The 23,272-nt window shown below is 61.2% G+C and carries 22 protein-coding genes; 7 read left to right on the forward strand and 15 right to left on the reverse strand.

The genetic code is table 11. The features are described 5' to 3' along the window. Positions 1–3 precede the first annotated feature (3 nt). On the reverse strand, positions 4–1,275 hold the full coding sequence (rho, locus tag EP376_RS10765; protein WP_127655530.1) for a transcription termination factor Rho: 1,272 nt from the start codon (positions 1,273–1,275) through the stop codon (positions 4–6). Positions 1,276–1,394: 119 nt separating this feature from the next. Beyond that, positions 1,395–1,844 (reverse strand): protoporphyrinogen oxidase HemJ, encoded by a 450-nt coding sequence (gene hemJ, locus EP376_RS10770; RefSeq protein ID WP_127655531.1) that lies wholly within the window; start codon positions 1,842–1,844, stop codon positions 1,395–1,397. A gap of 411 nt (positions 1,845–2,255) precedes the next feature. On the opposite strand from hemJ, the gene EP376_RS10775 reads away from it, so the two are divergent. Genes EP376_RS10775 through dnaQ form a run of 4 tightly spaced genes read left to right on the forward strand, consistent with a single transcriptional unit; the run spans position 2,256 to position 4,963 of the window. Then, positions 2,256–2,855, forward strand: a complete 600-nt coding sequence (locus EP376_RS10775; RefSeq protein ID WP_127655532.1) for a Maf family protein — start codon at positions 2,256–2,258, stop codon at positions 2,853–2,855. Continuing rightward, positions 2,852–3,685 (forward strand): shikimate dehydrogenase, encoded by an 834-nt coding sequence (locus tag EP376_RS10780; protein WP_127655533.1) that lies wholly within the window; start codon positions 2,852–2,854, stop codon positions 3,683–3,685. Before EP376_RS10775 ends, EP376_RS10780 begins: the two co-directional genes overlap by 4 nt. After that, complete coding sequence (gene coaE, locus EP376_RS10785) at positions 3,682–4,275, forward strand: dephospho-CoA kinase (RefSeq protein ID WP_127655534.1); 594 nt, start codon at positions 3,682–3,684, stop codon at positions 4,273–4,275. Before EP376_RS10780 ends, coaE begins: the two co-directional genes overlap by 4 nt. After that, positions 4,268–4,963, forward strand: a complete 696-nt coding sequence (gene dnaQ / locus EP376_RS10790) for a DNA polymerase III subunit epsilon (protein WP_127655535.1) — start codon at positions 4,268–4,270, stop codon at positions 4,961–4,963. Before coaE ends, dnaQ begins: the two co-directional genes overlap by 8 nt. Before the next feature lie 3 nt (positions 4,964–4,966). Here the strand turns inward: dnaQ and secB are convergent, their stop codons facing one another. Both secB and EP376_RS10800 read right to left on the reverse strand, forming a co-directional pair. After that, complete coding sequence (gene secB, locus EP376_RS10795; protein ID WP_127655536.1) at positions 4,967–5,506, reverse strand: protein-export chaperone SecB; 540 nt, start codon at positions 5,504–5,506, stop codon at positions 4,967–4,969. Between the two features lie 59 nt (positions 5,507–5,565). Continuing rightward, a complete protein-coding gene (locus tag EP376_RS10800; RefSeq protein WP_127655537.1) occupies positions 5,566–6,072 on the reverse strand; it encodes an FxsA family protein in 507 nt (168 codons plus the stop codon). 105 nt (positions 6,073–6,177) lie between these two features. On the opposite strand from EP376_RS10800, the gene EP376_RS10805 reads away from it, so the two are divergent. Genes EP376_RS10805 through EP376_RS10815 form a run of 3 tightly spaced genes read left to right on the forward strand, consistent with a single transcriptional unit; the run spans position 6,178 to position 8,491 of the window. Next, positions 6,178–6,840 (forward strand): Tim44/TimA family putative adaptor protein, encoded by a 663-nt coding sequence (locus EP376_RS10805; protein ID WP_127655538.1) that lies wholly within the window; start codon positions 6,178–6,180, stop codon positions 6,838–6,840. Next, positions 6,837–7,883 (forward strand): murein transglycosylase A, encoded by a 1,047-nt coding sequence (gene mltA / locus EP376_RS10810; protein ID WP_420837122.1) that lies wholly within the window; start codon positions 6,837–6,839, stop codon positions 7,881–7,883. Before EP376_RS10805 ends, mltA begins: the two co-directional genes overlap by 4 nt. Then, positions 7,883–8,491, forward strand: coding sequence for a Smr/MutS family protein (locus EP376_RS10815; RefSeq protein WP_127655539.1), 609 nt, complete (start codon positions 7,883–7,885; stop codon positions 8,489–8,491). Before mltA ends, EP376_RS10815 begins: the two co-directional genes overlap by 1 nt. Here the strand turns inward: EP376_RS10815 and EP376_RS10820 are convergent. From EP376_RS10820 to EP376_RS10870, 11 genes are all read right to left on the reverse strand, one after another. Next, the gene (locus EP376_RS10820) at positions 8,474–9,694 is read right to left on the reverse strand and encodes an MFS transporter (RefSeq protein WP_127655540.1); all 1,221 of its coding nucleotides are present in this window, start codon (positions 9,692–9,694) and stop codon (positions 8,474–8,476) included. The two genes, EP376_RS10815 and EP376_RS10820, sit on opposite strands and share 18 nt — an antisense overlap. Positions 9,695–9,757: 63 nt before the next feature. Further along, positions 9,758–11,065, reverse strand: a complete 1,308-nt coding sequence (gene hslU / locus EP376_RS10825) for an ATP-dependent protease ATPase subunit HslU (protein ID WP_127655541.1) — start codon at positions 11,063–11,065, stop codon at positions 9,758–9,760. 10 nt (positions 11,066–11,075) lie between these two features. Beyond that, positions 11,076–12,125: a hypothetical protein gene (locus EP376_RS10830; RefSeq protein ID WP_127655542.1), complete on the reverse strand. Its 1,050-nt coding sequence runs from the start codon at positions 12,123–12,125 to the stop codon at positions 11,076–11,078. Further along, positions 12,122–12,679 (reverse strand): ATP-dependent protease subunit HslV, encoded by a 558-nt coding sequence (gene hslV / locus EP376_RS10835; protein ID WP_127655543.1) that lies wholly within the window; start codon positions 12,677–12,679, stop codon positions 12,122–12,124. The genes EP376_RS10830 and hslV overlap by 4 nt, the downstream gene beginning before the upstream one ends. Before the next feature lie 112 nt (positions 12,680–12,791). Further along, positions 12,792–13,112 (reverse strand): thioredoxin, encoded by a 321-nt coding sequence (gene trxA, locus EP376_RS10840; RefSeq protein ID WP_127655544.1) that lies wholly within the window; start codon positions 13,110–13,112, stop codon positions 12,792–12,794. Positions 13,113–13,170: 58 nt separating this feature from the next. Further along, the gene (addA, locus tag EP376_RS10845) at positions 13,171–16,569 is read right to left on the reverse strand and encodes a double-strand break repair helicase AddA (protein ID WP_127655545.1); all 3,399 of its coding nucleotides are present in this window, start codon (positions 16,567–16,569) and stop codon (positions 13,171–13,173) included. Continuing rightward, positions 16,566–19,511 carry a double-strand break repair protein AddB gene (addB, locus tag EP376_RS10850; protein WP_127655546.1) on the reverse strand — a complete coding sequence of 982 codons (2,946 nt, stop codon included), beginning with the start codon at positions 19,509–19,511 and terminating at the stop codon, positions 16,566–16,568. The genes addA and addB overlap by 4 nt, the downstream gene beginning before the upstream one ends. Continuing rightward, complete coding sequence (locus EP376_RS10855; protein ID WP_127655547.1) at positions 19,504–20,187, reverse strand: nucleotidyltransferase family protein; 684 nt, start codon at positions 20,185–20,187, stop codon at positions 19,504–19,506. Before EP376_RS10855 ends, addB begins: the two co-directional genes overlap by 8 nt. Then, a complete protein-coding gene (locus EP376_RS10860) occupies positions 20,184–21,131 on the reverse strand; it encodes a phosphotransferase (RefSeq protein WP_164744909.1) in 948 nt (315 codons plus the stop codon). The genes EP376_RS10855 and EP376_RS10860 overlap by 4 nt, the downstream gene beginning before the upstream one ends. Then, positions 21,118–21,585 carry a tRNA (adenosine(37)-N6)-threonylcarbamoyltransferase complex ATPase subunit type 1 TsaE gene (gene tsaE, locus EP376_RS10865; RefSeq protein WP_127655549.1) on the reverse strand — a complete coding sequence of 156 codons (468 nt, stop codon included), beginning with the start codon at positions 21,583–21,585 and terminating at the stop codon, positions 21,118–21,120. Before tsaE ends, EP376_RS10860 begins: the two co-directional genes overlap by 14 nt. A gap of 44 nt (positions 21,586–21,629) precedes the next feature. Further along, entirely contained in the window at positions 21,630–23,249 is a 1,620-nt protein-coding gene (locus EP376_RS10870) for a PAS-domain containing protein (protein ID WP_127655550.1), read from the reverse strand. Between the last annotated feature and the right edge of the window lie 23 nt (positions 23,250–23,272).

The raw sequence follows: 23,272 nt of genomic DNA on the forward strand, positions 1-23,272 counted from the left end.
AGTTTAGGTGTTCATCGAGTCGAAGAAATCAGCGTTCGTCTTGGTCTGTTTCAGCTTAGAGATCAGGAATTCGATCGCATCCGTTGTTCCCATCGGGTTGAGGATCCGACGCAAGACATAGGTCTTGGCAAGATCACCCTTGTCGACCAGAAGCTCTTCTTTCCGGGTACCGGACTTGAGGATGTCCATCGCCGGGAAGACCCGCTTGTCTGCAACCTTGCGGTCCAGAACGATCTCAGAGTTACCCGTGCCCTTGAATTCTTCGAAGATCACCTCGTCCATCCGGCTTCCGGTGTCGATAAGAGCCGTGGCGATGATCGTCAGGCTGCCACCCTCTTCGATATTCCGGGCGGCACCGAAGAACCGCTTGGGGCGTTGCAGCGCGTTTGCATCGACACCGCCGGTCAGAACCTTGCCCGACGACGGGACGGTCGTGTTGAACGCGCGGCCAAGTCGGGTGATGGAATCCAGCAGGATAACGACATCGCGTTTGTGCTCGACCAGACGCTTGGCCTTTTCGATCACCATCTCGGATACGGCGACGTGGCGTGTTGCGGGCTCGTCAAAGGTAGAGCTGACAACCTCCCCTTTCACGGACCGTTGCATGTCCGTGACTTCCTCGGGGCGTTCGTCGATCAACAGGACGATCAGATAGCACTCAGGATGGTTCTTCTCGATCGAATTGGCGATGTTCTGCAAGAGAACCGTCTTACCCGTTCTGGGCGGCGCGACGATAAGCGACCGCTGACCTTTACCGATCGGCGACACAAGATCTATGATCCGGGCCGATCTGTCCTTCGTAGCGGGTTCGTCGGTTTCCATCTTCAGCCGCTCATCTGGATACAGCGGCGTCAGGTTATCGAACGCGACCTTGTGCTTTGCCTTTTCAGGGTCCTCGAAGTTGATCGATTCCACCGTGATCAGGGCAAAGTACCGTTCGTTGTCGTTCGGCTCCTTGATGACGCCCTGAACGGTATCCCCCGTCCGAAGAGAATATTGGCGGATCATGTCCGGGCTGACGTATATGTCATCCGGGCCGGGAAGGTAATTCGCCTCGGGTGACCGAAGAAACCCGAAACCGTCCTGAAGAACCTCCAGCACGCCGTCGCCACCGATCACCCAATCTTCGTCAGCCCGCTCCCGAAGAATGGCGAACATCATGTCGCCTTTCCTCATGGTCGAGGCATTCTCGATCTCAAGCTCTTCGGCCAGGGCCAAAAGGTCCTTGGGGCTTTGCGCCTTGAGATCGGCGAGGTTCAGACGGTCTTGTGACATGGGTCATCCTGTTGCAGCCCGGAACAGGCTGGCTTCGACGGCAATGATTCAGAAAACGCCATCCCGGACGGGACGCATCGGTCTCTTAGGCCTGCTTAGTCAACGAGTCAATCGGGCGGCTAGAATGGCTTGACGATCACCGCGACCACGATCACCAGCATCAGGATCGTCGGAACCTCGTTCATCAGACGATAGGTCCGCCCGGACCGCGTGTTCCGACCTGCGGCAAAATCCTTGCGTCGCGCCGCCAGCCAGCCATGGGCTCCCGTCATCCCGATCACGCCAAGCAGCTTGGCCCAGGCCCAGACAGAGCCCCAGTCGAACGCGCCCAGCGCGATCATCAGAAGACCGAAGACCCAGCTTGCAATCATTGCAGGGTTCATGATCAGCCGAAGAAGCTTGTCCTCCATGATCTGGAACGTGCGATCGAGTTCTGATCCTGTCTCAGCCTTCTCTGCATGATAGACATACAGTCTAGGCAGATAGAACATGCCCGCCATCCACGAGATAATAGAGACCACATGCAGGGCCTTGATCCAGTCATAAGCAGGGTACAGGAAATCGAACATCTTAGCCTCCAGGTGGATGCTCCCCTCCTATTATAAAGATTATATAGAAAGGAAGATGGTGATTTAGTGCGGTGGATGACTCATGCTTTTCACTTCGTCCGCAGACTTATCCCCATAGAGCTGGCTGTCACAGAACCGCCACAATCACCTTTGAAAGAATTTAAGTATCTGATTATATGTAGAAAATATTATTGAAACTTGGCCAAGAACCCACGCTTACCACTTGACCTACGAAGAACACGAAATCGATCCACAGAACCGAGTCGTCCTTTTTCCCCGTGGGTAACCTCTTGTTAACTTCCTCACTTATCCAACCGCTACGCTGACGCAGTACAGGTCGAACAGCTTGCCTCGGAAAACATCCCGCTTCATACCGGTTCTGCCCCTGTCCTTCACCACAGATTTATCCACATGGCCGACCACATCATCCTCGCGTCGCAATCCGAGATCAGGGCCCAGCTCCTGAGGAATGCAGGCATTGAATTCGAGGTCGTTCCAGCGCGCATGGATGAGGCGGCCATCCTCGATGCCTTGCTTGTCGAAGGCGCCTCACCGCGCGATATTGCCGATACTTTGGCCGAACTCAAGGCAGCCAAGATCTCTTCCAAACGGCCTGAAGCTCTCGTTATCGGTTGCGATCAGGTCCTCGATCTTTCGGGCGAAATCCTGATGAAGCCCGCCGAACCAGAAGACGCCAAGACGCAGCTTCACAAGATGCGGGGCACGACGCACAAGCTGCTTTCGGCAGTGGTTCTTTATCAGGCCGGAAAGCCGCTTTGGCGTCACATCGGGCAGGTCCGACTGTCGATGCATGATGTTTCCGATGCTTGGCTCGATGATTACATCGCCCGCAACTGGGACAGCATTCGCAACAGCGTCGGTGCATACAAGCTCGAGGAAGAGGGCGTCCGACTATTCTCCCGGGTCGAAGGCGATTATTTCACGGTTCTCGGTTTGCCGCTTCTCGACCTCTTGTCTTATCTCAGGTTGCGCGGGACAATTCCCTCATGACAGATCATGCATTTCCGCTTGCCGGCGTGATCGGCTATCCGATCGGCCATTCGAAATCCCCAAGGCTTCACCGCTACTGGCTGGGCCGCTATGGGATCGCGGGTGACTATGTTCCTTTGCCCGTGTCGGACGACAATCTGCGACATGTCCTTCACACCCTTCCAAGGATGGGGTTCGTCGGAGTGAACATCACCATCCCCCACAAGGTCACCGTGATGAGCATCGCGGACCAGGTCACCGACAGGGCCACGCTGATCGGCGCGGCGAATACCCTGATCTTTGGTTCCGATGGCCGAATTTATGCCGATAATACAGACGGTTACGGATTCATCGCCAATCTGAAGCAGGGTGCGCCAGACTGGGATCCGTCGCTTGGCCCGGCCACTGTTCTGGGGGCCGGTGGTGCTGCGCGCGCGGTCATATCCTCGCTTATCGATGCAGGTGTTCCGCATATCTTTCTGAGTAACCGGACACGGCCAAAGGCCGAAACGCTCAAGCAGGATTTCGGCTCCCGGATCGAGGTCGTTGATTGGGTCAAGGCTGGAAATGTCATCGAAGACAGCACCACGCTTGTGAACACCACCTCTCTCGGTATGCAGGGTGCAGCTGAATTCCGGGTGCCGCTTGATGGTCTTCGCCCCGGGACGCTTGTCACCGATCTCGTCTACGCGCCGCTTCGCACCAAACTCCTCGAAACCGCCGAAGCCATGGGCTGCCAGACGGTGGACGGCCTTGGTATGCTCTTGCATCAGGCTGTGCCTGCGTTCGAACGCTGGTTCGGCCGACGGCCAGAGGTTGACGACGCGACGCGGAATGCCATCCTCTCATGAGCCTCAAGCTCGGGCTGACCGGTTCGATCGGGATGGGCAAATCGACGACGGCCCAGATGTTCGCGAAAGAAGGCATCCCGGTCTGGGATGCTGATGCCGCCGTGCATCGTCTTTATGCGGTTGGTGGCCCGGCGGTCCGGCCGATGGCGGAGGCGTTCCCTGACGCAATCGTGGATGGCGCGATTTCGCGCGATCGGTTGAAGTCGATCATCAGCGCGGATCCAACTGCCCTCGCCCGTATCGAGGCCATCGTTCATCCGCTCGTCGCGCAGGATCGGTCAGATTTCCTTGACCGGCATGATGCGGATATCATCCTCTTCGACATTCCGCTTCTCTATGAGACAGGTGCCGATCGCTGGCTTGATGCCGTCGTTGTCGTCACAGCGCCACCCGAGGTCCAGAAAGCGCGGGTCCTTGAACGTCCGGGCATGACCGAAGAGCAGTTCGATCTGATTGTGGCTAGACAGATGCCTGACGCGGAAAAGCGGCGTCGCGCCGACTATGTCATCGAGACGCTGACACTGGACGCTGCCCGCGATGACGTGCGAAAACTCATTGAGCAGTTGCGGGGGGCAAAGCCAGATGCGTGAGATTGTTCTCGACACCGAGACCACGGGATTCGAGCCCGAAGACGGGGATCGCATCGTTGAAATTGGCGCGGTCGAACTCTTCAACCACGTCCCGACCGGCCGGACCTATCATCAATACATCAATCCCCAGCGGTCCATGCCGCAAGAAGCCTTCGAAGTGCATGGGCTGGGCGATGAATTCCTTGCCGACAAGCCCCTCTTCGCGGCGATCGCGGACGCGTTCCTTGAGTTCGTGGGGGATGCAAAGCTGATCATCCACAACGCGACATTCGACATGAAGTTCCTGAATGCCGAACTGCGTTGGATAAACAAGCCGCTCCTGCCCGCGGATCAGGCAATCGACACGCTCGCCATCGCCCGACGCCGGTTTCCCGGGTCGCCGGCATCGCTGGATGCCTTGTGCCGCCGGTTTGGCATCGACAATTCCAGTCGAACGCTGCACGGCGCGCTTCTCGACAGTGAAATCCTCGCAGAGGTGTATCTCGAGCTGATCGGCGGCCGACAGCCCGATTTCGGCCTGTCCACGACCGGCCAAAGTGATCAGGGCCTATCGACGGCCGACACCCAATGGCGGCCCCGCCCCCGGCCCCAGCCTTTGCAGCCACGCCTTACAGAAGAAGAAAAGGCCGCGCATGCGGCCTTTGTCTCAAAGCTTGAAAATGGGGGTCTTTGGCCGAAAGCCGGCTGAAGATCAGGCCGATGCCGGCGTTTCCCCGCCCTGCCCCGCCTGATTGGCCTGGGCGCGGCGTGCCAGTTCGCTACGGTAAAGCTGGAGGAAATCGATCGTCTCGAGATTCAGCGGCGCAAACCCGCCGTCGCGCGTCACGTCGCTGACGATCCGGCGCAGGAACGGGAAAGTAATCCGCGGGCATTCAATCAGAAGATAGGGGTGCATCTGCTCTTCCGGCACGCCTTCGATCTGGAACACACCAGCGTATTCCACCTCCATCACGAAAAGTGGGTCGCCGCTTTCCTTGGTCTTGGAGGTGATGTTTAGCTTGGTGATCACTTCATACTGGTTTTCCGTCCCGCGCTTGCGGGCGTCCAGATTGACCTGAACCTGGATTTCGGGCTGAACCTCGCCCTTGGCGCCCTTCTGAGCCAGGATGTTTTCGAACGACATGTCGCGAATATACTGAGCAATCACACGCTGTGTGATCTTGGGCGCCTGGGCGGCGGCATTGCCCGTCGCGGGATTGGCGGCCCCGTTCGTTTCTGGCGTATCAGCCATTTTTCGTCTCCGTCAGGTGAACTGGTTGGACGTGTTCCTAGCAGGATGACACGGGGGCCTCAATGGCGCGTCCACCCCGACGGCTCATGGGTCGGTTTCTTGTCGGGCGTGACATCGGTGTATTCACCCTCGACCACCCGGTCTCTGCGCCGGCGGTCATGAGGCCCCCGATCTGCATGAGGCGGAACGGGACCGTCGGGCCCGACCGTAAAGGTCTGAACATTCATTCTCTTGCGGGCCTGCTTCATCACCCAGACACGAAAACCGGGCACCAGAAGGAGAAATCCGACCGCATCCGTGAAAAAGCCGGGCGTCAGAAGAAGGGCCCCGGATACGAGGATCATCGCGCCATGGGCAAGATGGACGGTCGGATCATCAAGCTCTGACAACGAACGGCGGAGCGACTGTATCGCCTGAAATCCCTGTGTACGCACAAGAAACGTGCCCGCAATCGCCGTCAGAATGACGATCAGAAGCGTCGGCCACAGCCCGATCAGACCGCCGACTTGTATGAACAGCGCGATCTCGATCAGCGGGACCATCAGAAAAGCGAGAAACAGCCACATATTGCCTCCGGTCAAGTCTGTGGAGCGATGGTGGACTTGCCCGCTCCCACACCCTACATAAGGATCGATTGTCACGTTTCCTATGCCTGCGAGAAAGAGGATTTAATGAACTCCCCGATCATCCAGTTGCTCGTGCTTGCCGGGATCGCCGTCTTCCTCATTCTGCGGTTGCGGAATGTGCTGGGAACGCGTGAAGGTTTCGAAAAACCGCCCGCCGCCATTCCGAAAGAGGAAAAGCGTCGAACGCGGCCCGATCTCGAGGTCATCGAAGGTGGCCCTGATCGCGATATCACCGACTACGTCGCCGAAGACAGCGATGCCGCCAAAGCTTTCGTGGGCATGAAAGCCGTTGATACGCAATTCAACCTCGGGGAATTTCTTCAGGGCGCCCGCGGCGCCTACGAGATGATCCTCATGGCATTCGAGAACGGCGATCTGGCCACCGTTCAGCCCTTTATCTCCGAAGAGGTCTATGAGGCGATGGCCACTGTCGTCGAAGATCGCAAAGAGAAGGGCCTGAACGTCGAGGCCACCTTTGTCGGGATCAGCGAAGTGTCTGTTCGTGAAGCGACCTTCGATCGGCAGAGTCGAGAGGCCGAGATTTCTGTGCGCTTCACCGGCGAACTGACCGAGGTTGTTCGCGACAATGCCGGCGATATCGTCAGTGGTGATCCGAACGCGATCAAGCGTCAGCGTGACGTCTGGACATTTGCACGTGTCATGGGCAGCGACGACCCTAACTGGATGCTTGTCGCGACAGGTGAATGAAGGCGTGGTTCAGGATTGTCGCCGTGTGTTGCGCGGTGCTGTCCGGCCCTGAGGTCATGGCTCAGCAGCGGATCACGCTTCTTGAGTTCGACGATCTGACCGACTGGTCTGTCGATGATCATGGCGCTGCGCTCGACACCTTTCGTGTGACCTGTGGCGATTTGGATGGCGCCGATTGGCAGGCATTGTGCGCCGTTGCGCGCGAGACCGATGATGCCCGGTCTTTCTTCGAACTCTTCTTTCTGCCCGTCCTGATCGAAGACGGGGATCCGGGACTGTTTACCGGGTATTTCGAACCCGAACTGCGCGGATCGCGCCGGCCCTATCCCGGTTATGATTATCCGATCTACGCGGTTCCCGATGATCTGCCCCAGAACCAACCGTGGTACACACGCCGGGAAATCGAGGAAGGGGCCCTGTCGGATCGCGGCCTCGAGCTTGCCTGGCTGAGTGATCCGGTCGATCTGTTCTTCCTCCAGGTCCAGGGATCGGGCCGCATCCGTCTCCCTGACGGATCGCTGATGCGCGTGGGCTATGGCGGGTTCAATGGCCACAACTATTCATCGATCGGGCGGGAACTGGTGTCACGCGGGATCTATGAGCCGCATCAGGTCTCGGCCGACGTGATCCGATCCTGGGTTGGCCGGAACCCCGACGAAGGACGGGAGCTTCTCTGGACGAACAGATCCTATGTCTTTTTCCGCGAAGTGTCCGAAGTGCCGCCGGATCGTGGCCCGCTTGGCGCGATGAACAGGTCCATCACCGCGATGCGGACGATCGCCGTTGATCCGGACTATGTGCCGCTTGGCGCGCCGGTCTGGATCGAAAGCCGTGGGGCGGATCCATTGAACCGGCTCATGATCGCGCAGGACACGGGTTCTGCGATCAAGGGCGCCCAGCGCGCCGACATTTTCGTGGGAACCGGACGCCAGGCCGGACGCGAGGCTGGCCGGATGATGGATCCCGGCCGAATGATCGTTCTGATGCCCATTCAGCGCGCTTTCGCGATGATCCCTGATACGATTCGTGTCGCAAGCAACTGATGACCCGGCGAAACCGACATCTGAGTGCCGAGGAAAAGGCGATCTGGGAGACGATTGCCCGTCAGACCAGACCATTGGGCCCCCGGTCAGGCACGGACGCCACTGTGCGCCCCAAGTCGAAATCCCAACCCGATCCATCGCCCCGCCAACCCGAAGCCCGACAAACCCCGATCAGCCCTTTCAAGGTTGGCGAGCAGGTCGATCACAGCCGGTCGAACGATCTGATCCCTGGATTGGGTCAACAGATGAACAAGACCACGGTTCGCATGGATTCCAAATCCTTTGGTCGGCTCAAACGGGGCAAGCTCAAACCGGACGCCCGGATCGATCTGCATGGCATGACCCAGGCCGAGGCGCACCCGGCGCTGATCGGATTCATCCTGCGATGCCAGGCCGAGGGAAAACGCCTTGTTCTGGTCATCACCGGAAAGGGCAAACTGCGCGACGAGGCCCCGCCTTTGCCGGTCAGGCACGGCGTCTTGCGGCATAACGTGCCGCAATGGCTGAGGATGGCGCCGGTCGGGCAGCATGTCTTGCAGGTGACGCCCGCGCATATCCGCCATGGGGGCGAAGGCGCCTATTACGTCTACCTACGTCGGGCGCGGTAGGGGCCCGACCCGTCGCAGTCCGATCCAGGCCAGCAGACCAGACAAAACGTAATAGATCGCGATTGGCCACATCTGCGAGGGGAAATCGATGCCCAGATCGATGAGCCAGCCCGTGATACCGGGACCGGCGGCCGATCCGAAGACCATGATCGCGACCGCGGCGGCCTTGATCGATCCGACGTGGCGCGTTCCGTAATATTCGGCCCAGAAGGCGCCGGGGACAGTGGCCTGCATGCCTGCGCTGATGCCAAAGATCACAAGCGCCACACCCGCGCCAAGGATCGTCTCGGCGCCGGCCATCAATGCGAATGCGACGGCGGCGGGCAATGGATAGAACGGCAGCAGTTTTCCGGTTCCCAGCTTGTCCACCAGCGCGCCCGAAGCGAATGTCGACACCGTCGCCGCAAGGATCAAGATCGGGTTCAGCGCCACGTAGGAGGCCAGCGACCATCCCTTGACCTCGGTCAGGTGAACCTGCTGAAAGAACAGCGCCGTTCCCCATGCAGGTGGTCCGAACAAAAGCGGGATCACGAACCAGAACAGGGGATGCCGGAGCATGTCGCTCCGCTTCCAGTGTTGGCCGTTCATGCCAAGCGACTGGCTATCCTTCGCAATTGCCTGTGGCGTTCGTTCCAGACGCAGAAGATAGGCAATCACCGGGATGATCACGACGACGAGGCCCGCCGCCACGATCCAGAGGATCCGCCAGTCCACGATCGCCAGCAGCGCGACAAAGATGATCGGCAGGATCGCCTGACCCAGCCCGAACCCCATCGCCGATATCGAAAGCGCCGTGCCACGGGTGGCCACGAACCACCGCGCCATCGCGACGACGGCCAGATGGCTCAGCATCCCCTGACCGAAGAATCGCAGCGCGAAGATCACGGCAATCAGGAATGCGGGTCCCGGAACCCCGGCCATCGCAAGACAGGCCAGCATCAGCCCGATCAGGACAAGGGGCGTGATGGCCCGGACGCGAAACCTGTCGGTCAGGCCACCAACCCATACCATGACCAGCGCCGATGCCGTCGTGCCCAGAGTATAGATGCCGCCCCACTGACCATCGGTCAGATCAAAGGTCGCCATGATCTCGCCCGCGAAGAGCGAGATGAAATAGGTCTGCCCATAGGACGACGTGAATGAGAGAAGAACCCCGGCCAGAAGAAAGGCCCAGTTCTCCAGAACGAACCGAATGAACCGCATGCCATACCGGTTTCATTCTAAGTCGGGAAAGGGAAGGCCAAAAATCGGCCCTCCGCATCAATCCTAGAGAACGTATCTCGACAGGTCTGTCGAACGGCTCAGTTCGCCAAGATGTTTCTCGACGAAATCCGCGTCGACCGTGACGCTTTCCCCCGCCTTGTCGGGGGCCGAGAAAGACAGGTCTTCGAACACCCGTTCCATCACTGTATAGAGCCGCCTTGCCCCGATATTCTCCACCGCTTCGTTCACCTCGGCGGCGATCCGGGCCAGCGCGGAGATGCCGTCATCGGTGAACGAGACAGTGACCTCTTCGGTTCCCATGAGCGCGGTGTACTGCCGCGTCAGTGCGTTGTCGGTCTCTGTCAGGATGCGGACGAAATCCTCCTCGGTCAGGGCGCGTAGTTCGACCCGGATCGGCAGACGACCCTGAAGTTCGGGCAGCAGATCCGATGGCTTGGCCACGTGGAACGCGCCCGATGCGATGAACAGGATATGATCCGTCTTGATCGGCCCGTGCTTTGTACTGACGGTCGTGCCTTCGATCAGGGGAAGCAGATCACGCTGCACGCCTTCGCGGCTGACATCGGCGCCACGCGCATCGGCGCGGGCGCAGACCTTGTCGATTTCATCCAGAAAGACGATGCCGTTCTGCTCGACCGCCTCGAGGGCGGCCTTGGTGACCTTTTCGTCATCCAGCAGCTTGTCCGCCTCGTCGGCCAGCAGAAGTTCATAACTTTCGGCGACGGTGACCCGTTTCGTCACGGTGCGTCCGCCCATTGCTTTTCCGAACAGATCGCCGAGGTTCATCATTCCGCCCATGCCGCCGGGTTGCCCGGGGATTTCGAACCCGCCCAGCGGGTTCGAGCTGTCGGCAACCTCGATATCGATCAGCGTATCGTCCAGTTCGCCGGACTTGAGTTTGCGGCGGAACATCTCGCGTGTCTGGTCGCGGGCATCGGTTCCGGCGATGGCCGAAATCACCCGATCTTCCGCAGCCTGAAGGGCAGCTGTGCGCACGTCGTCGCGCATGTAATCCCGGGCCTCGACGATGGCGAGCTCGATCAGATCACGGATAATCTGTTCCACATCGCGCCCGACATAGCCCACTTCGGTAAACTTCGTCGCCTCGACCTTGATAAAGGGCGCACGCGCCAGCTTGGCCAGACGGCGGCTGATCTCTGTCTTTCCGACGCCGGTGGGCCCGATCATCAGGATGTTCTTGGGATACACCTCGTCTCGCAGATCGGCGCCCAGCTGCTTGCGCCGCCAGCGATTGCGCAGGGCCACGGCCACGGCGCGTTTCGCGTCTTTCTGGCCAATGATGAAACGGTCGAGTTCCGAGACGATTTCTCGGGGGGTCAGGTCTGTCATGACAGTCCTTTCAAACGGAAGGAGGAAGACGGGAGAGTGGCAGAACGGGACCAAGCAGACGAAGCAGGCGGCTCCGAAGTTTTTCCCAGAATGCACCCAGCAAGAGTAGGGCAAGCCCCAAGGCAAAGATCGTGAACGCCCCGCCATCGCCGCCAAAGACGGTAAAGGCCAGCGTCACGCAGTATCCGACGGCCGTGATCAGGAACGACCGGCGGTCGATAACGACGGCGATCAGGGCAAAGATGCCAAGCACGATCGCCAGCAGGGCAAAGGCATCGCCCGTCAGAAGCGTCAGCGCGAGTGTATTCACCAATGCCGGTGCCGCCACGACATGGAGCCAGAACCCATTGGCCGAACGACGCGTCACCCGGTGCGGATCCGACATGTCGAACGCCATTGCCACACCGAAGACGATCAAACCGATCAGAAGCGTGATCCACGCGAACCGGCCGCCGGCGGACAACAGGAACAGATCTTCGAACGAGTCCGGTGATCCGCCCGTCGTCGATGCCCAGACCAGGGCCACGCCGAACGCGCCCAGCGCGATCATCGCCATGGCAAACGGCACCCGGAACCGGAACCAATAGACAACCAGCGACAGCGTGGTCAGCGCAAGCGGCAACGGCAGGCTCGAGAAATCCTGCTGCGCGACCATGAAGGGCTGCGAAAACTCGGCCGAGAACCCGGCGCTTGCATTGATCGACCACAGGATCGAGAGCGTGATCGCGGGTGCCACCATGCGGCGTCGGCGGATGAAATATTCCGACAGCAGCCAGACCAGAACGGCGCCGGCGACTGCGAAGGCGACGGTTCGGGAAAAGTAGTTTCCGCCTTCGATGAAGAGAACGCCTATGGCGCCCCATCCGATGGCAAGGATCACCATGCCGACCACGATGAAGATCTCGTTGAACCCACGGAACAATTCGAACGGCTCGTCTCCGGCGGCAAGATCCTGTCGGGCCCCTCTGCGGCTGTCTGCAAGACTGGCAAGTCCGGCAGCCTGCGCTTCGGAAATCAGGCCCGACCCGACCGCAGCCTTCAGATCGTCCCGTTCGATCATGCAGACAGGCTTTCGACGGTCAGATTGCCGTTCGTGTAGACGCAGATGTCGGCCGCGATCGCCATGGCACGGCGGGCGATCTCTTCGGCGGTCAAATCCGTGGTCATCAGCGCCCGCCCGGCGGCAAGAGCATAGTTCCCGCCCGATCCGATCGCCGTTACGTCATGTTCGGGCTCCAGCACATCGCCGGACCCGGTGATCACGAACAGCTCCTTGCCGTCGGACACGATCAGCATCGCCTCGAGCTTCTGAAGGTATTTGTCGGTGCGCCAGTCCTTGGCCAGTTCGACACTGGCCCGGGCCAACTGCCCCGGCGTCGCCTCGAGTTTCTTCTCGAGCCGTTCAAGAAGGGTGAAGGCATCCGCCGTCGATCCGGCAAAGCCCGCGATCACGTCATTACCGCCCGGAGACAGCCTGCGCACCTTGCGTGCCGTTCCCTTGATCACCGTCTGGCCAAGGCTCACCTGTCCATCGCCCGCGATGACAACTTCGCCACCCTTGCGAACGGCGACGATCGTGGTGCCGTGCCAGCCGGGAAAGTCTTCTTTCGACATGGGGCTCTCCGTCTCGTTTCCCGGTTTATATGCGGCCCTGTCGGGCCGACTGCAACGTCTGCAACGAAAAAGGCGCCCGCGAGGGGCGCCCTTTCCGGTAATCCGTCGATGCTCAGATCGAATCCTTGATCCAGCTTTCCAGCGTCGCCTTGGGCGCGGCCCCCGCACGATTGGACACGACCTCGCCATCCTTGAAGATGAACAACGCGGGGATACCGCGCACGCCCATCTGTGTCGGCGTGTTCATGTTTTCGTCGACATTGACCTTCACGATCTTGATCTGACCGTCGTATTCGTTGCTCAGCTCTTCGAGAGCGGGGCCGATCTGCTTGCACGGGCCGCACCATTCGGCCCAGAAATCCACCACGACGGGGATCGGGGATTGGCGCACTTCGGCGTCAAAGGTTGCATCGGTGACTGCTACGGTTGCCATCAGGTCTCTCCTTGGCACAATATCTGGATCGCGAACCTAGGGATCGCGCCAGCATTGGTCAAGGCACGGTCACGCGACCGAGAGCCTCGGTCACCTGGTGGGCTGGCAGCGGCATCAATGACGCGGTGCTTGTCCACAAAAGTGCGACGCGCCGTTCCTTGTCGGGCCAGATCTCCTGCATCAAAGCCATATAGGCGCCCATCTGGCGCAAGAGACCCTCTGGCACGTCTTCTGGCCGTTCCGGCACGAGACGGTTGGACTTGTAATCGATCGCCGTGACGGTATCGCCTTCGACGATCAGCCTGTCGACGGTGCCATGAAGGCGCGCGCCAAGGGCCGGGATCCATGCCGTCAGATCAACCTCCGACATAGTTCCGGCGGCAAACAGAGGGGCAAGCGCCTCGGTCCGCAGGATCCGGTCTGCATCGGCAATCAGGCCCTGGGTGTCGAGGCCCGTCGCATCCGGATCTTCTGACACGAGGCGGTTCGCCAGATCGGCGCGATCCTCGGGGTCCGTATCGGGAAGGTATTCCAACAGCCGATGCAAGAGCCGCCCTCGGGCCAGTGCGATTTCCTTTTCCGCTTCGTCCGTTTCGCCGGGCAGAACCTTGGCGCCCCCAAGATCGGACGGTGACAGCGTTCCACCCGATCTCCTGACCGGCGGGGCAGGGGGCAAAGGGTCGAGCGCAGGGACAATCGTGGACGCCGTGTCTTTCGACGGTGACAGGGGCAACCCCTCCCAATCCCCGCTGTGGTGGCGTTTGCCCGGGCCCGTTGGCGTGTCGATATCTTCGGCCCGCGCGGCATCCAGTCCGGCGGATACCATGCTGTGCCAGCTGTCGGTTTCTTCGCCTGTTTCACCGGCCGCGCAGACGATCAGCCAGGTTTTTGCCCGTGTCATCGCGACATAAAGAAGGCGTCGGTCTTCCTGCCGGTCGGCCTCGTCGCGTTCAGCCTTGAGCTGGACCTGCAGGGGCGGGGCTGCATCGGAGGGCGTCTTCCAGATCACGTGATCGCCTGCCGAATAGATGACCGCGCCATCCTTCGGGCTTCGTTTCGCCGTTTCCGGCAGGATGACGACCGGAGCCTCGAGGCCCTTTGCCCCGTGGACCGTCATCACGCGAAGATGGTTGCCCGTGCTGTCCAGCTGACGCTTGATCTCGAGGTTGTCGCCGGCAAGCCATTCCAGAAAACCGGTCAGCCCCGGCACCTCGGAGCGTTCATACCCAAGGGCCTGACCAAGCAGAGCGTCAATGCCATCCTCGGCCTCCTGTCCCAATCGCGACAGAAGCCGCCGCCTGCCGTCATGCCGGGTCAGAAGCCGGTTGATCAGGTCATAGGGCCTGAGAAAATCGGCCTCTTTGCGCAAGTCCCTGAGGATTTTCATGGTTTCGGCATGAGCGTCTGCCGCATCGCGAAGCGCGGGCCAAAGCCGTTTACCGCCCCTTGGATGGGCAAGCGAGAACAGGTCCTGTTCCGACCACCCGAACAACGGAGACCGCAACGCGGTCGCCAGCGAAAGATCGTCTTCCGGCAGGGCGAGAAACCGCAGAAGCGCCTCGATATCCCGCACCGCAAGCTCTGCCCCGACGCGCAACCTGTCCGAGCCCGCGACGCTGAGCCCGGCCTTCTTGCAGGCACGGATGATCTCGGCATGAAGGGAAACGACGGCCTTCTGCCCCCGACCGCGCAGAAGGATAAGGATGTCGCCCTCGGTGACGGGGCGCCTGTGACCTGAATTTTCTGGATCGGGGATGGTCTCCCCGTCGGAGATCATGCGGGAGATCTCGGCCGCGATCGTTCGGGCGAGTTTCTTGGCGTGATGCTCGTCGCTCGTGGAATCGACCGGGGCAAACCAGTCGCCGGTATCCTTTTCCTTCTCGATCTTGGGCAAGGCAGGCCAAAGATCGACGCGGCCGGGCATCGCCTCGTGGAAAGCAAGGTGACGCGGTGCATCCTTTCCAAGGCCAACGCCCGCCTCGCCCTGAAAGGTGAAATCGACGACTTCGAGCACGGCGGTCGATGACCGGAAGGAATAAAGCAATTCCTCTCTTTCGAACGGCTTTTCGACCTGCCTCAAGGCATCTTCGAAATGGTCTGCCATCCGGTCGAAGCCTTCGGGATCGGCACCTTGGAAGGAATAGATCGACTGCTTCTTGTCACCGACGACAAAGATCGTCCGTTCCCGATCGGCCCGCGCGCCGATGCCAGCCGCAAATTCGCTGGCCAGTGACCGGATCACATCCCATTGCGCGGGGCTGGTATCCTGAGCCTCGTCGACCAGAATGTGATCGATCCCGCCGTCCAGCCGGAACAACACCCATTGCGCCACGCGAGGATCAAGAAGAAGCGCGCGCGCCTTCGCGATCTGGTCCTCGAAATCCAGCTGGCCGCGCGCCAGCTTGGCCGCCTCGTAGCGGCGGGTGAACTCCCCGGCGAAGGCATAAAGGGTCTCTGTCCTCGCGATGGCGTCGCAGGTCTTCAGGTGATCTAGCGCTGCTTCGGTGCGATCCATCCAGTCGAAGACGTCGTCCTTGATCGGTTCCATCGCCTCAATGGCCCGACAGTGGTTGGATTGCGGATACTGCCCGGATTTCGACCGGCCCGCCCTGTCCCCCGACTTGAACAGAAACAGGTCGAACAGCGTCTCGAGGTCTTTCTGGCCCGGATTCTCGAAATCAACGGAGGCGATTTGCGCGGCGAATTTCTTGTATGTCGCCGACTGGTCGGCAAAGACGTCTGACAATTGTTCCGATATCGCCCGTTCGCCGCCCGTAAAGGCAAGTCCGATCGCGTCGTCCGGGTGCGATAACGGCGTCAGGCCAAATGCCTCTCGCAAGGTTTTGGGCGCATCGGGATCAAGAAACGCGCTGCGATTGGCAATCACCGCCTTGAGGAAATCATCGAAACTGCCGGCGGTGATGTGGCGCGCCACGCGATCGACCAGATCGGGCCGCGCCAGGGAGACGTCCTCCAGAACCTCTCCGGCAAGGATCCTGGCCGCGGCTTCTTCCATCTCAGTGAATTGCGGGCTGACACCGGCCTCCAGCGGAAAACGCCGCAGAAGCCCCGCGCAGAACGAATGGATCGTCTGGATCCGAAGGCCGCCGGGCGTCTCGATCGCCCGGGCGAACAGCGTGCGGGCGCGCGACAGGTCCACATTTCCCAAACTGCCTTCGACGCCAAGGTCGCTCAACCGTGCGGACAGTTTTGCATCGGCCATCATGGCCCACTGGCCGAGGGTGGCGAAAAGCCGGTTCTGCATCTCGCTTGCGGCGGCCTTGGTATAGGTCAGGCACAGGATGTTCTGCGGTTCGACCCCGTTGAACAGAAGCCGGGCGACCCTGTCTGTCAGAACGCGCGTCTTGCCCGATCCTGCATTGGCCGAAAGCCAGGTCGAGTTGCGCGGATCAGCTGCGCGGACCTGCGCCAATGTCGCGTCGTTACGGACGGTCATGACAGGTCCTCCGGTTGCGGAGTGTCCGTATCGTCCCATTCCCCCCGCCGTGCGAGATGATCATAGTCGCCATCATAGGTGATGCGTTCCGGCGCCATGCGCGCGGTATAGCCCTGCTCCTGAACCTGCCAGGACGACATCAGTTCGCACAATTCCGCCCAGACCTTTTCGGGCGTTTCGGTATCAAGCGGGGCCTTCACGATCTTGGGGTTGGATCCGACCCCGATGTATTCGGCATCCTCGACCCGCCGTGACGGCACCTTGTCGAATGCCCCGCGTTCGACCATCGCTGCCTCGAGAAGAAGTTGTTTCTCGAATGCGGCCTGTTGCTTCACCGACGGCGGATCTCCCGTCTTGTAATCATAGATGAGGGCCGATCCGTCAGGCGTCGTGTCGACCCGGTCGGCCTTTGCCTTGAGGGTGAAGGGTGGCGCGTTCGATGATGCCTGACCCTGAAGTTCGAACAGCCCCGGCGTCCCACGTTCCTGCCTGTCGGCCTCGGTCGCGAGGAACCAATCGGCCACCCGCTCGATCTGGGCAAGCCAAAGGTGCCGCATCGTCGGCCATGGGCATTCTTCTTCCAGCACCTGGCTGGCCGCCGCAAGAAGCTGGTCCCGTGCATCCGGGCCCGAAGTATCCGTTCCCGCGCGCAGGAAATTCTCGAAAATCTTGTGGATCACCGTGCCCTTGAACCTTGCATCCGGCTCGGGCGTGAGCGGCTCAAGCGATCGCAGACCAAGAACCTTTTTGGCATAGATGGCATAGGGGTCGCGAATGAGGGTCGCGATGTCCGTGACCGAGAATTCTGTCGGCCGCGCCGCGACGGGAGGCCGGGGGGACGGCCGGGGTGCGGGCTGGGCATCGCCCACTTCGGACAAGGCCTCGGCCGATCTGATCCACAGTTTTGCCCGATCCCGCATTTGCGCAAGAAGCGCGTCGCCGCCTGCCTCCGTCAACCCGCCCAGAAGGTTGGTCAGTCGGTTGATCCATCGCGACGGGACGGTATCGGCCTCTTCATTGCGAAGCGACCTCGTGATCCAGACCTCGCGGCCTGCAACGGCCTGGCTGTAGTCATGTGCCGAAAGGCCGATACGCCGTTCCGGCAGCAGAAGCCCGGCTGCCTTGCGCATCCGGCGGTTCAGCCATGGATCGGGCGCCGGTGCCCCGGGCCATGTGCCTTCGTTCATACCGGCGAGGATCGTCAGATCGACCGTCTGCACCCGCGCCTCCAAAGTGCCCCAGATCAGGATCTGCGGATGCCCGGCATCGCGGTTTCTGACCTCGCCTCCGGCCAGAACGTTCGACAGGAGTGCCGCATAATCCCGTGCAGTGACGTTTCCGCCGGCATCGGCATGGTCCGAAATCTGGTTGCAGGCGGCCTTGGCCTCCCGGCCTGCCGCCTCGTCCCACAGGTCTCCGGACCCGTCGGCTCCGGGCCCTGTGGCAAGTGCTTCGGCCAGCTTCATAACCCGGTCGTGAACTTCCGGCAGGTGGCCGTCGCTGGCCTTGCCCATCGCGTCAAGACAGCCACCCAGCCAGTGCGCCCAAGCCAAACGACCCGGATCGCTTTCGCCCGTCTTTTCGGCCCAGCGGACCAAGTCGGCGGCCATCGGAAAGGCAGGCCCCTTGCGGCGCAGGGAAAGCTCAAGTTCCCGGGCGCGCAGAAGGTGCGTGCCACGGTCATCGCGGCCGGAATGGCACAGGGGATGTTTCAGCAGGGCTAGCAGATGCGCAGGGCCGATCCTCTGGTCGCAAAGATCGGCCACCTGCCGCAGAAACCGGCCTGGGGGCGACAGGGCAAGCGGCAGGCCCGCGCTGTCATCCGGGACGATATCCCACCTGTCCAATGCCGAGGCTACCTGACGTGTCAGCATCCGGTCGGGCGTGATCAGCGCCGCGGTGATCCCCTCCTCGACTGCGTGGCGCAGTCGCAAGGCGATGGCCTCGGCCTCGATCCGGGGGGAGGGCGCCTCGAGAAGGGTCAGGCCCCGCGTCGCATCTTCCAGCCCGCACAGCGCGGGACCCTCGGAAAGCCATTCGTCCGTCACGGGCGCAGGGCGAAGCGAAAGGGACAGAAGGGCATTTCGGGCGGCAGAAGCCGGTTCGGCAGTCGTCCAGCGGGCAACCTGATCGGATGAAAGCCCGAGGCGATCCATCAAAGCCCGAAAGCGAAATTGCGGATGATCTTCGCCGGTCAGCGCATCGTCGAGCCTGTCCCAGACGCGCTGGGGCATGTCGAAATCAAAGCCGGGCAGGATCACAGCGCCCTGCGGCAATCTGGCGACAGCCTCCATCAGGAGGGCGGTTGCGCCGCGCGACCCCGTCGATCCTGCGACGATCACCGGATTCTCAGGCGGCGTATCGGCCCATTTTCGTGCAAGCGCCTCGATGACAGCGCGCTGCCTTTGCTCGCCACCGGGCGCGTCGGCGGCCGCGTCGAAATAGGGCTGCACGATCCGGAAGAACGACAGCGATCTTGCCCAATGGCCGGATTCGTCCGTCACATCGAGCGCGCTTATATCCTCTGGTGTTACGCCTTCGCCGTGCATTTCGTCCATCAGCGCGACAAGGCTTTCGGCCAGGTCGAACACGGCACTTTGCGGTGCGAAATCAGGTTCGGCCTCAAGCAGGCCATGGACCAGCTGGGCAACCTCAAGCCTGCGCCTGAGCGGTGCGGCCGGAGGCGGCATGTCGCTTGCGCCCGGGTCAAGCGCGAGGTCCGTCACCAGCCGGATCCGAGGCAGGGCCCGGGCCGGCCCGGTATCGAAGGCCTCCCTGATCCGACGCTGCATCCGCCGGGTGTTCACGAAAATCGTGACGCGGGCCCAATCCTCGGGACGGGCACTGCCAAGCCGCGCCTGGATCCCGTTCACCAGCTCCTGTGCAAAATCCACACCGGGCGGCAGGGCAAACAATCGGGGATCGGGGCAGGGGTCAAACATCGGCGCTCTTCAACAGGTTTTCGGCAAGCATGATGCCGTAGGGGCGTCCAACGTCGCACCATTGACCGTCATAGACCACCCCGTGCAGCCGCCCTCGTTTCAGGTGAAGATCCCAAAGCCGGTTCACCGAAAAGGCGGCGTCTGCGATCGTATCCAATAGGGCTGTGTTCACGATCTGCGCGCCGGTATAGACCAGACCCGGCCCACGTTCGAGCGTGCCATCCTCGGCCCGATGGAAATCGCCCATCCCCTGATGTCCAAGCGCATCCTCCGGCGACAGCAGGAGCAAGAGCGCGTCCATCCGCTCTGGATTCCAGGCGCGCGCCAGGGCATCGAGCGGATTTGGCCCGGACCAGACGGCATCGCTGTTCAGGGTGAAAACCGTGCCCCGGTTCAGCAGGGGAAGGGCCTTGCGCAAGCCTCCGCCCGTCTCGAGAAGGGCGTCGCTTTCGTCCGATATCCGGACGTCGCTTCCTCCAAGGTGAGTTCGCAACATGTCCGCATGATGATGGACATTGACGACCTTGCGCAGCGCTCGCCCTTCGGTCAGCCTGAGCGCGTGGTCGATCAGCGCTCGGCCATTGACCTTGATCAGAGGCTTGGGCCTGTCGTCGGTCAGCGCGCCCATGCGTGTCCCGCGACCGGCCGCGAAGATCATGATTGCATCCGGGGTCATGTCTTCAGATACCGCATGAGCCGTTCCACTGGACCGGCGAGCGGTGCAAGCGCCGGGTGGGCAGCGTCCTCGCGGATCAACCGTGCGGTTCGCAGAAGAAAGGCAAGGTAGCGGGTCTTGCCTGTCTTCTCTGCTAGCCGCGAGAAAATGCCATGGATCCGCAGGTTGCGCTGAACGGCGAGGGTGGCGCAGGCGGCGGAAACGGCGCTCAGGCTCTTGCCGAACAGGGTCGCAAAACGAGCAAGGCTCAGGTCGTGCGCCTCTGCGCTGACGTCTCGCCGCACATTGCGAAGCAGCGATGCAAGATCGTATTCCCCAGGTGCGATGAACGCCTCCTGAAGACCCAGAAGACCGAACCTGTTGGACCCGGTTTCGTCGGCCCTCCAGATGACGTTCTCGGCATGGAAATCGCGAAGCGAGAGGGAGGTTGGTGCATCGCAAGACCTGTTCATCGCGTCCCCGATCCGCGAACGGATTTCCATTTGCAGATCTGCAAGCACCGTGATCGCGGCAGTCTCGAACATGGGTGAAACGAGCGCGGAGCCGTGGTCCGGCGTCAAGACTGCAAGACCCGGAGGAGGCGACGTCCGACCAAGACGAGGCTGGACATCGAGAAGTGATGCAAGAAGGGCGGGCTGATCCAGACGATTCATGCGCATATGCTCTGTCAGCTTGACGGCAAAGCACCTGTCGCAGGAGACATGCACAATCCGAGGGGCGATCAGCCCGAGATCGGACAAGTGGCGTGACATCGTCTCGAAAGCTGGAAAGCCATTCCCGTCGGGCGACCCACTATCCATGAGGATCGCAGTGCGGCCCGCATCGTCGACAAGCCGCCAATACCTTCGCGATGAAGCGTCGCCAGCCATCGCGCGGGGCGTCCAGCCGGAATTGAGGGATTGCTCCAAAGCGCCAGCCGGGCACAGCGGTTCAACCAAGGACATCGTCCAGCCTTCCTTGCCAGACATCTGGTCCTGAAAAGACAGCCAGATGCCCGGCCGGAGTTGCCGCCAGCCGCAGGTTGAGAGCCCCTTCGGGCCGTACCTCGCCCAGACGATCCGGCCATTCGATGAGGCAGATCGCTTCAACGAAGGCCTCTTCAAGGCCCAGTTCCGCGATCTCTTCGCTGCCACCGAGCCGATAGAGGTCGCAATGCCAGATATCGCCCCTGGCATCGGGATAGGTCTGGACGATGGTGAAGGTGGGCGAGGGCACATCTTCGCCGGGGTTGCCCAGACGGTGCCTGATCAGGGCGCGCGCAAAGTGGGATTTGCCCGATCCGATAGGGCCATGAAGCAGGATCGTATCGCCAGGTTCGAGCAGATCCGCGATCCGCATTGCGAGCGCATCTGTATCCGCCTCGTCGGGCAAAGCGATTTCTCGGGAGGTGAACGTCATGGGCGCAGATTAGGCAGGGGCACCGTCCCTGCAAGACCAAAGGCTCAGGCAATCTGCGCCTTTGCCTCCTCCGAGATGATCTTTGACGGTTTGGTTTCCTTGCCAACCTCGGTCAACGGGGTGAAGCCCACCATGCTTGCTCCGCCCGGCAATGGCATGAACCTGCACGAAAGCGCCCGGCCATCACGGCGGCGGATATCCCCTTCCACAAGAAACCTGTCGTTCAGCCGCGTTGCGAATTTGCGGGCCTCTTTCCAGATCGGCCCGGGGGCTGATCGTTCCTGCCAAAGGTCGATCGCGTCTCGAAATCCGACTTCGTCCATCGCTTCGGCCGAGTGGCCCCAACAGGCCCCATAGGCCGCATTGCTGATCCAGAGCGTGCCTGCCGGGGAAAAGACGGCGATCGCCTCGTCGAGTGTATCGAGGACATTTTGCGCAATCTCGAGTTCAGACCGGAAACTCCGGGTCAGCGAAATCTCGGCAGTGATATCCTCGAACGTAAGCGCGATGGCGCCGTCTGGATGTGGCCGTCCGGTGACGCGATAGGTCTGCCCGTTGGTGAGAGACCAGCTTTCCCGGTAGGAACCGCGTTCGGCCGCCACCTCGAGCGCCGCGACCTCCTCGCGCCATGTTCGGTAGTTCGAAGGCTCGGGGATCATGTTACCTTCGCGCAGACGATCAAGAAACGCGCGGATCGGAGGCTGGCCGCTAAGAAAGGAAATCGGCAGCCCGGTCAGATCAAGTAGGGCGGGATTGAAGATCACCAGCCGCCGTTTGCGATCAAATATCGCAAGCCCGATGGACAGCTGAGCGAAAGTCTTTGTCATTGTTTGCAGAAACTGACGGTTCTGAGTCTCGGCGCTCACGACCTCTCCGATATCGGAGGCAAAGTTCAGCGTCCCCGCGCCGCGTTTGCGGCTCTTGATCTCGAACCAGCGCTCGGACTGGTTTCCCTGCATGGTGATGCACAGGCGCGCTGTGGCGACGTCATCTTCGCCCGTGGTGGGGGGCAGGTTCGCGAACAGCTGCGCGGGCGGCCAGACGGTCGCCTGCCCCGGGTGCGCGGGATTGAGTTGGTCGGCCAGCTGGACATAGGCCTTGTTGGCCCATGTGATCGCGCCGCGCGAATCCTCCTGCCAGATAAGCAGGGGCGCCGCCTCGCTGATTTCTCGAAGTGTTTCGATCTCGCGTTCCATTGCCTCGACGGCTCCGGGATGAAGGCTCAGCCGGTCATCCGTTTCAGAAAGGATGGCTAGCCGGGTCATGTTTCCCCATCGTTCGATGTCGAGCCGCGCATCGTCGGAAGGCCTGTCCGAAAGGTATTGTCCCGCATCCGGGGCGGCGGCGGATATCTCCGAAAGGCCCGGAAACCGGCCGGCAAGGTGATCGAGCAGGCGCGGAAGATCACCGGCCGAGATGCCGGCCGACCGAAGGATACGGTGGCCCGATGGCGTTGCGTCGACAAGGTCGGCGCCGTCGAACAGGAAGGTGGGTGGCGATTCATCCCGGCTCTGGGTGGTCTGCATGCGAGAGGCAGAGCCGGTTTGCCGCAGGATGATCAGGCCGATGACGACTGCCGCGCTTGCCGACACCAGTGCAAGCAAGGCGGCGACGCCATTTCGGGCGGCACCCTCGGCCAGGATTTCTAACAGGTCTGTGACCATCGGGCAGATCCATTCTTGGAACC

Origin of the sequence: Alexandriicola marinus, assembly GCF_004000435.1 — a bacterium.
Lineage (GTDB): Bacteria > Pseudomonadota > Alphaproteobacteria > Rhodobacterales > Rhodobacteraceae > Alexandriicola > Alexandriicola marinus.

What these genes read in the sequence shown, in the direction of transcription:
- rho (WP_127655530.1), bottom strand. Translation starts at nt 1,275, where the DNA reads ATGTCACAAGACCGTCTGAACCTCGCCGATCTCAAGGCGCAAAGCCCC.
- hemJ (WP_127655531.1), bottom strand. Translation starts at nt 1,844, where the DNA reads ATGTTCGATTTCCTGTACCCTGCTTATGACTGGATCAAGGCCCTGCAT.
- EP376_RS10775 (WP_127655532.1), top strand. Translation starts at nt 2,256, where the DNA reads ATGGCCGACCACATCATCCTCGCGTCGCAATCCGAGATCAGGGCCCAG.
- EP376_RS10780 (WP_127655533.1), top strand. Translation starts at nt 2,852, where the DNA reads ATGACAGATCATGCATTTCCGCTTGCCGGCGTGATCGGCTATCCGATC.
- coaE (WP_127655534.1), top strand. Translation starts at nt 3,682, where the DNA reads ATGAGCCTCAAGCTCGGGCTGACCGGTTCGATCGGGATGGGCAAATCG.
- dnaQ (WP_127655535.1), top strand. Translation starts at nt 4,268, where the DNA reads ATGCGTGAGATTGTTCTCGACACCGAGACCACGGGATTCGAGCCCGAA.
- secB (WP_127655536.1), bottom strand. Translation starts at nt 5,506, where the DNA reads ATGGCTGATACGCCAGAAACGAACGGGGCCGCCAATCCCGCGACGGGC.
- EP376_RS10800 (WP_127655537.1), bottom strand. Translation starts at nt 6,072, where the DNA reads ATGTGGCTGTTTCTCGCTTTTCTGATGGTCCCGCTGATCGAGATCGCG.
- EP376_RS10805 (WP_127655538.1), top strand. Translation starts at nt 6,178, where the DNA reads ATGAACTCCCCGATCATCCAGTTGCTCGTGCTTGCCGGGATCGCCGTC.
- mltA (WP_420837122.1), top strand. Translation starts at nt 6,837, where the DNA reads ATGAAGGCGTGGTTCAGGATTGTCGCCGTGTGTTGCGCGGTGCTGTCC.
- EP376_RS10815 (WP_127655539.1), top strand. Translation starts at nt 7,883, where the DNA reads ATGACCCGGCGAAACCGACATCTGAGTGCCGAGGAAAAGGCGATCTGG.
- EP376_RS10820 (WP_127655540.1), bottom strand. Translation starts at nt 9,694, where the DNA reads ATGCGGTTCATTCGGTTCGTTCTGGAGAACTGGGCCTTTCTTCTGGCC.
- hslU (WP_127655541.1), bottom strand. Translation starts at nt 11,065, where the DNA reads ATGACAGACCTGACCCCCCGAGAAATCGTCTCGGAACTCGACCGTTTC.
- EP376_RS10830 (WP_127655542.1), bottom strand. Translation starts at nt 12,125, where the DNA reads ATGATCGAACGGGACGATCTGAAGGCTGCGGTCGGGTCGGGCCTGATT.
- hslV (WP_127655543.1), bottom strand. Translation starts at nt 12,679, where the DNA reads ATGTCGAAAGAAGACTTTCCCGGCTGGCACGGCACCACGATCGTCGCC.
- trxA (WP_127655544.1), bottom strand. Translation starts at nt 13,112, where the DNA reads ATGGCAACCGTAGCAGTCACCGATGCAACCTTTGACGCCGAAGTGCGC.
- addA (WP_127655545.1), bottom strand. Translation starts at nt 16,569, where the DNA reads ATGACCGTCCGTAACGACGCGACATTGGCGCAGGTCCGCGCAGCTGAT.
- addB (WP_127655546.1), bottom strand. Translation starts at nt 19,511, where the DNA reads ATGTTTGACCCCTGCCCCGATCCCCGATTGTTTGCCCTGCCGCCCGGT.
- EP376_RS10855 (WP_127655547.1), bottom strand. Translation starts at nt 20,187, where the DNA reads ATGACCCCGGATGCAATCATGATCTTCGCGGCCGGTCGCGGGACACGC.
- EP376_RS10860 (WP_164744909.1), bottom strand. Translation starts at nt 21,131, where the DNA reads ATGTCCTTGGTTGAACCGCTGTGCCCGGCTGGCGCTTTGGAGCAATCC.
- tsaE (WP_127655549.1), bottom strand. Translation starts at nt 21,585, where the DNA reads ATGACGTTCACCTCCCGAGAAATCGCTTTGCCCGACGAGGCGGATACA.
- EP376_RS10870 (WP_127655550.1), bottom strand. Translation starts at nt 23,249, where the DNA reads ATGGTCACAGACCTGTTAGAAATCCTGGCCGAGGGTGCCGCCCGAAAT.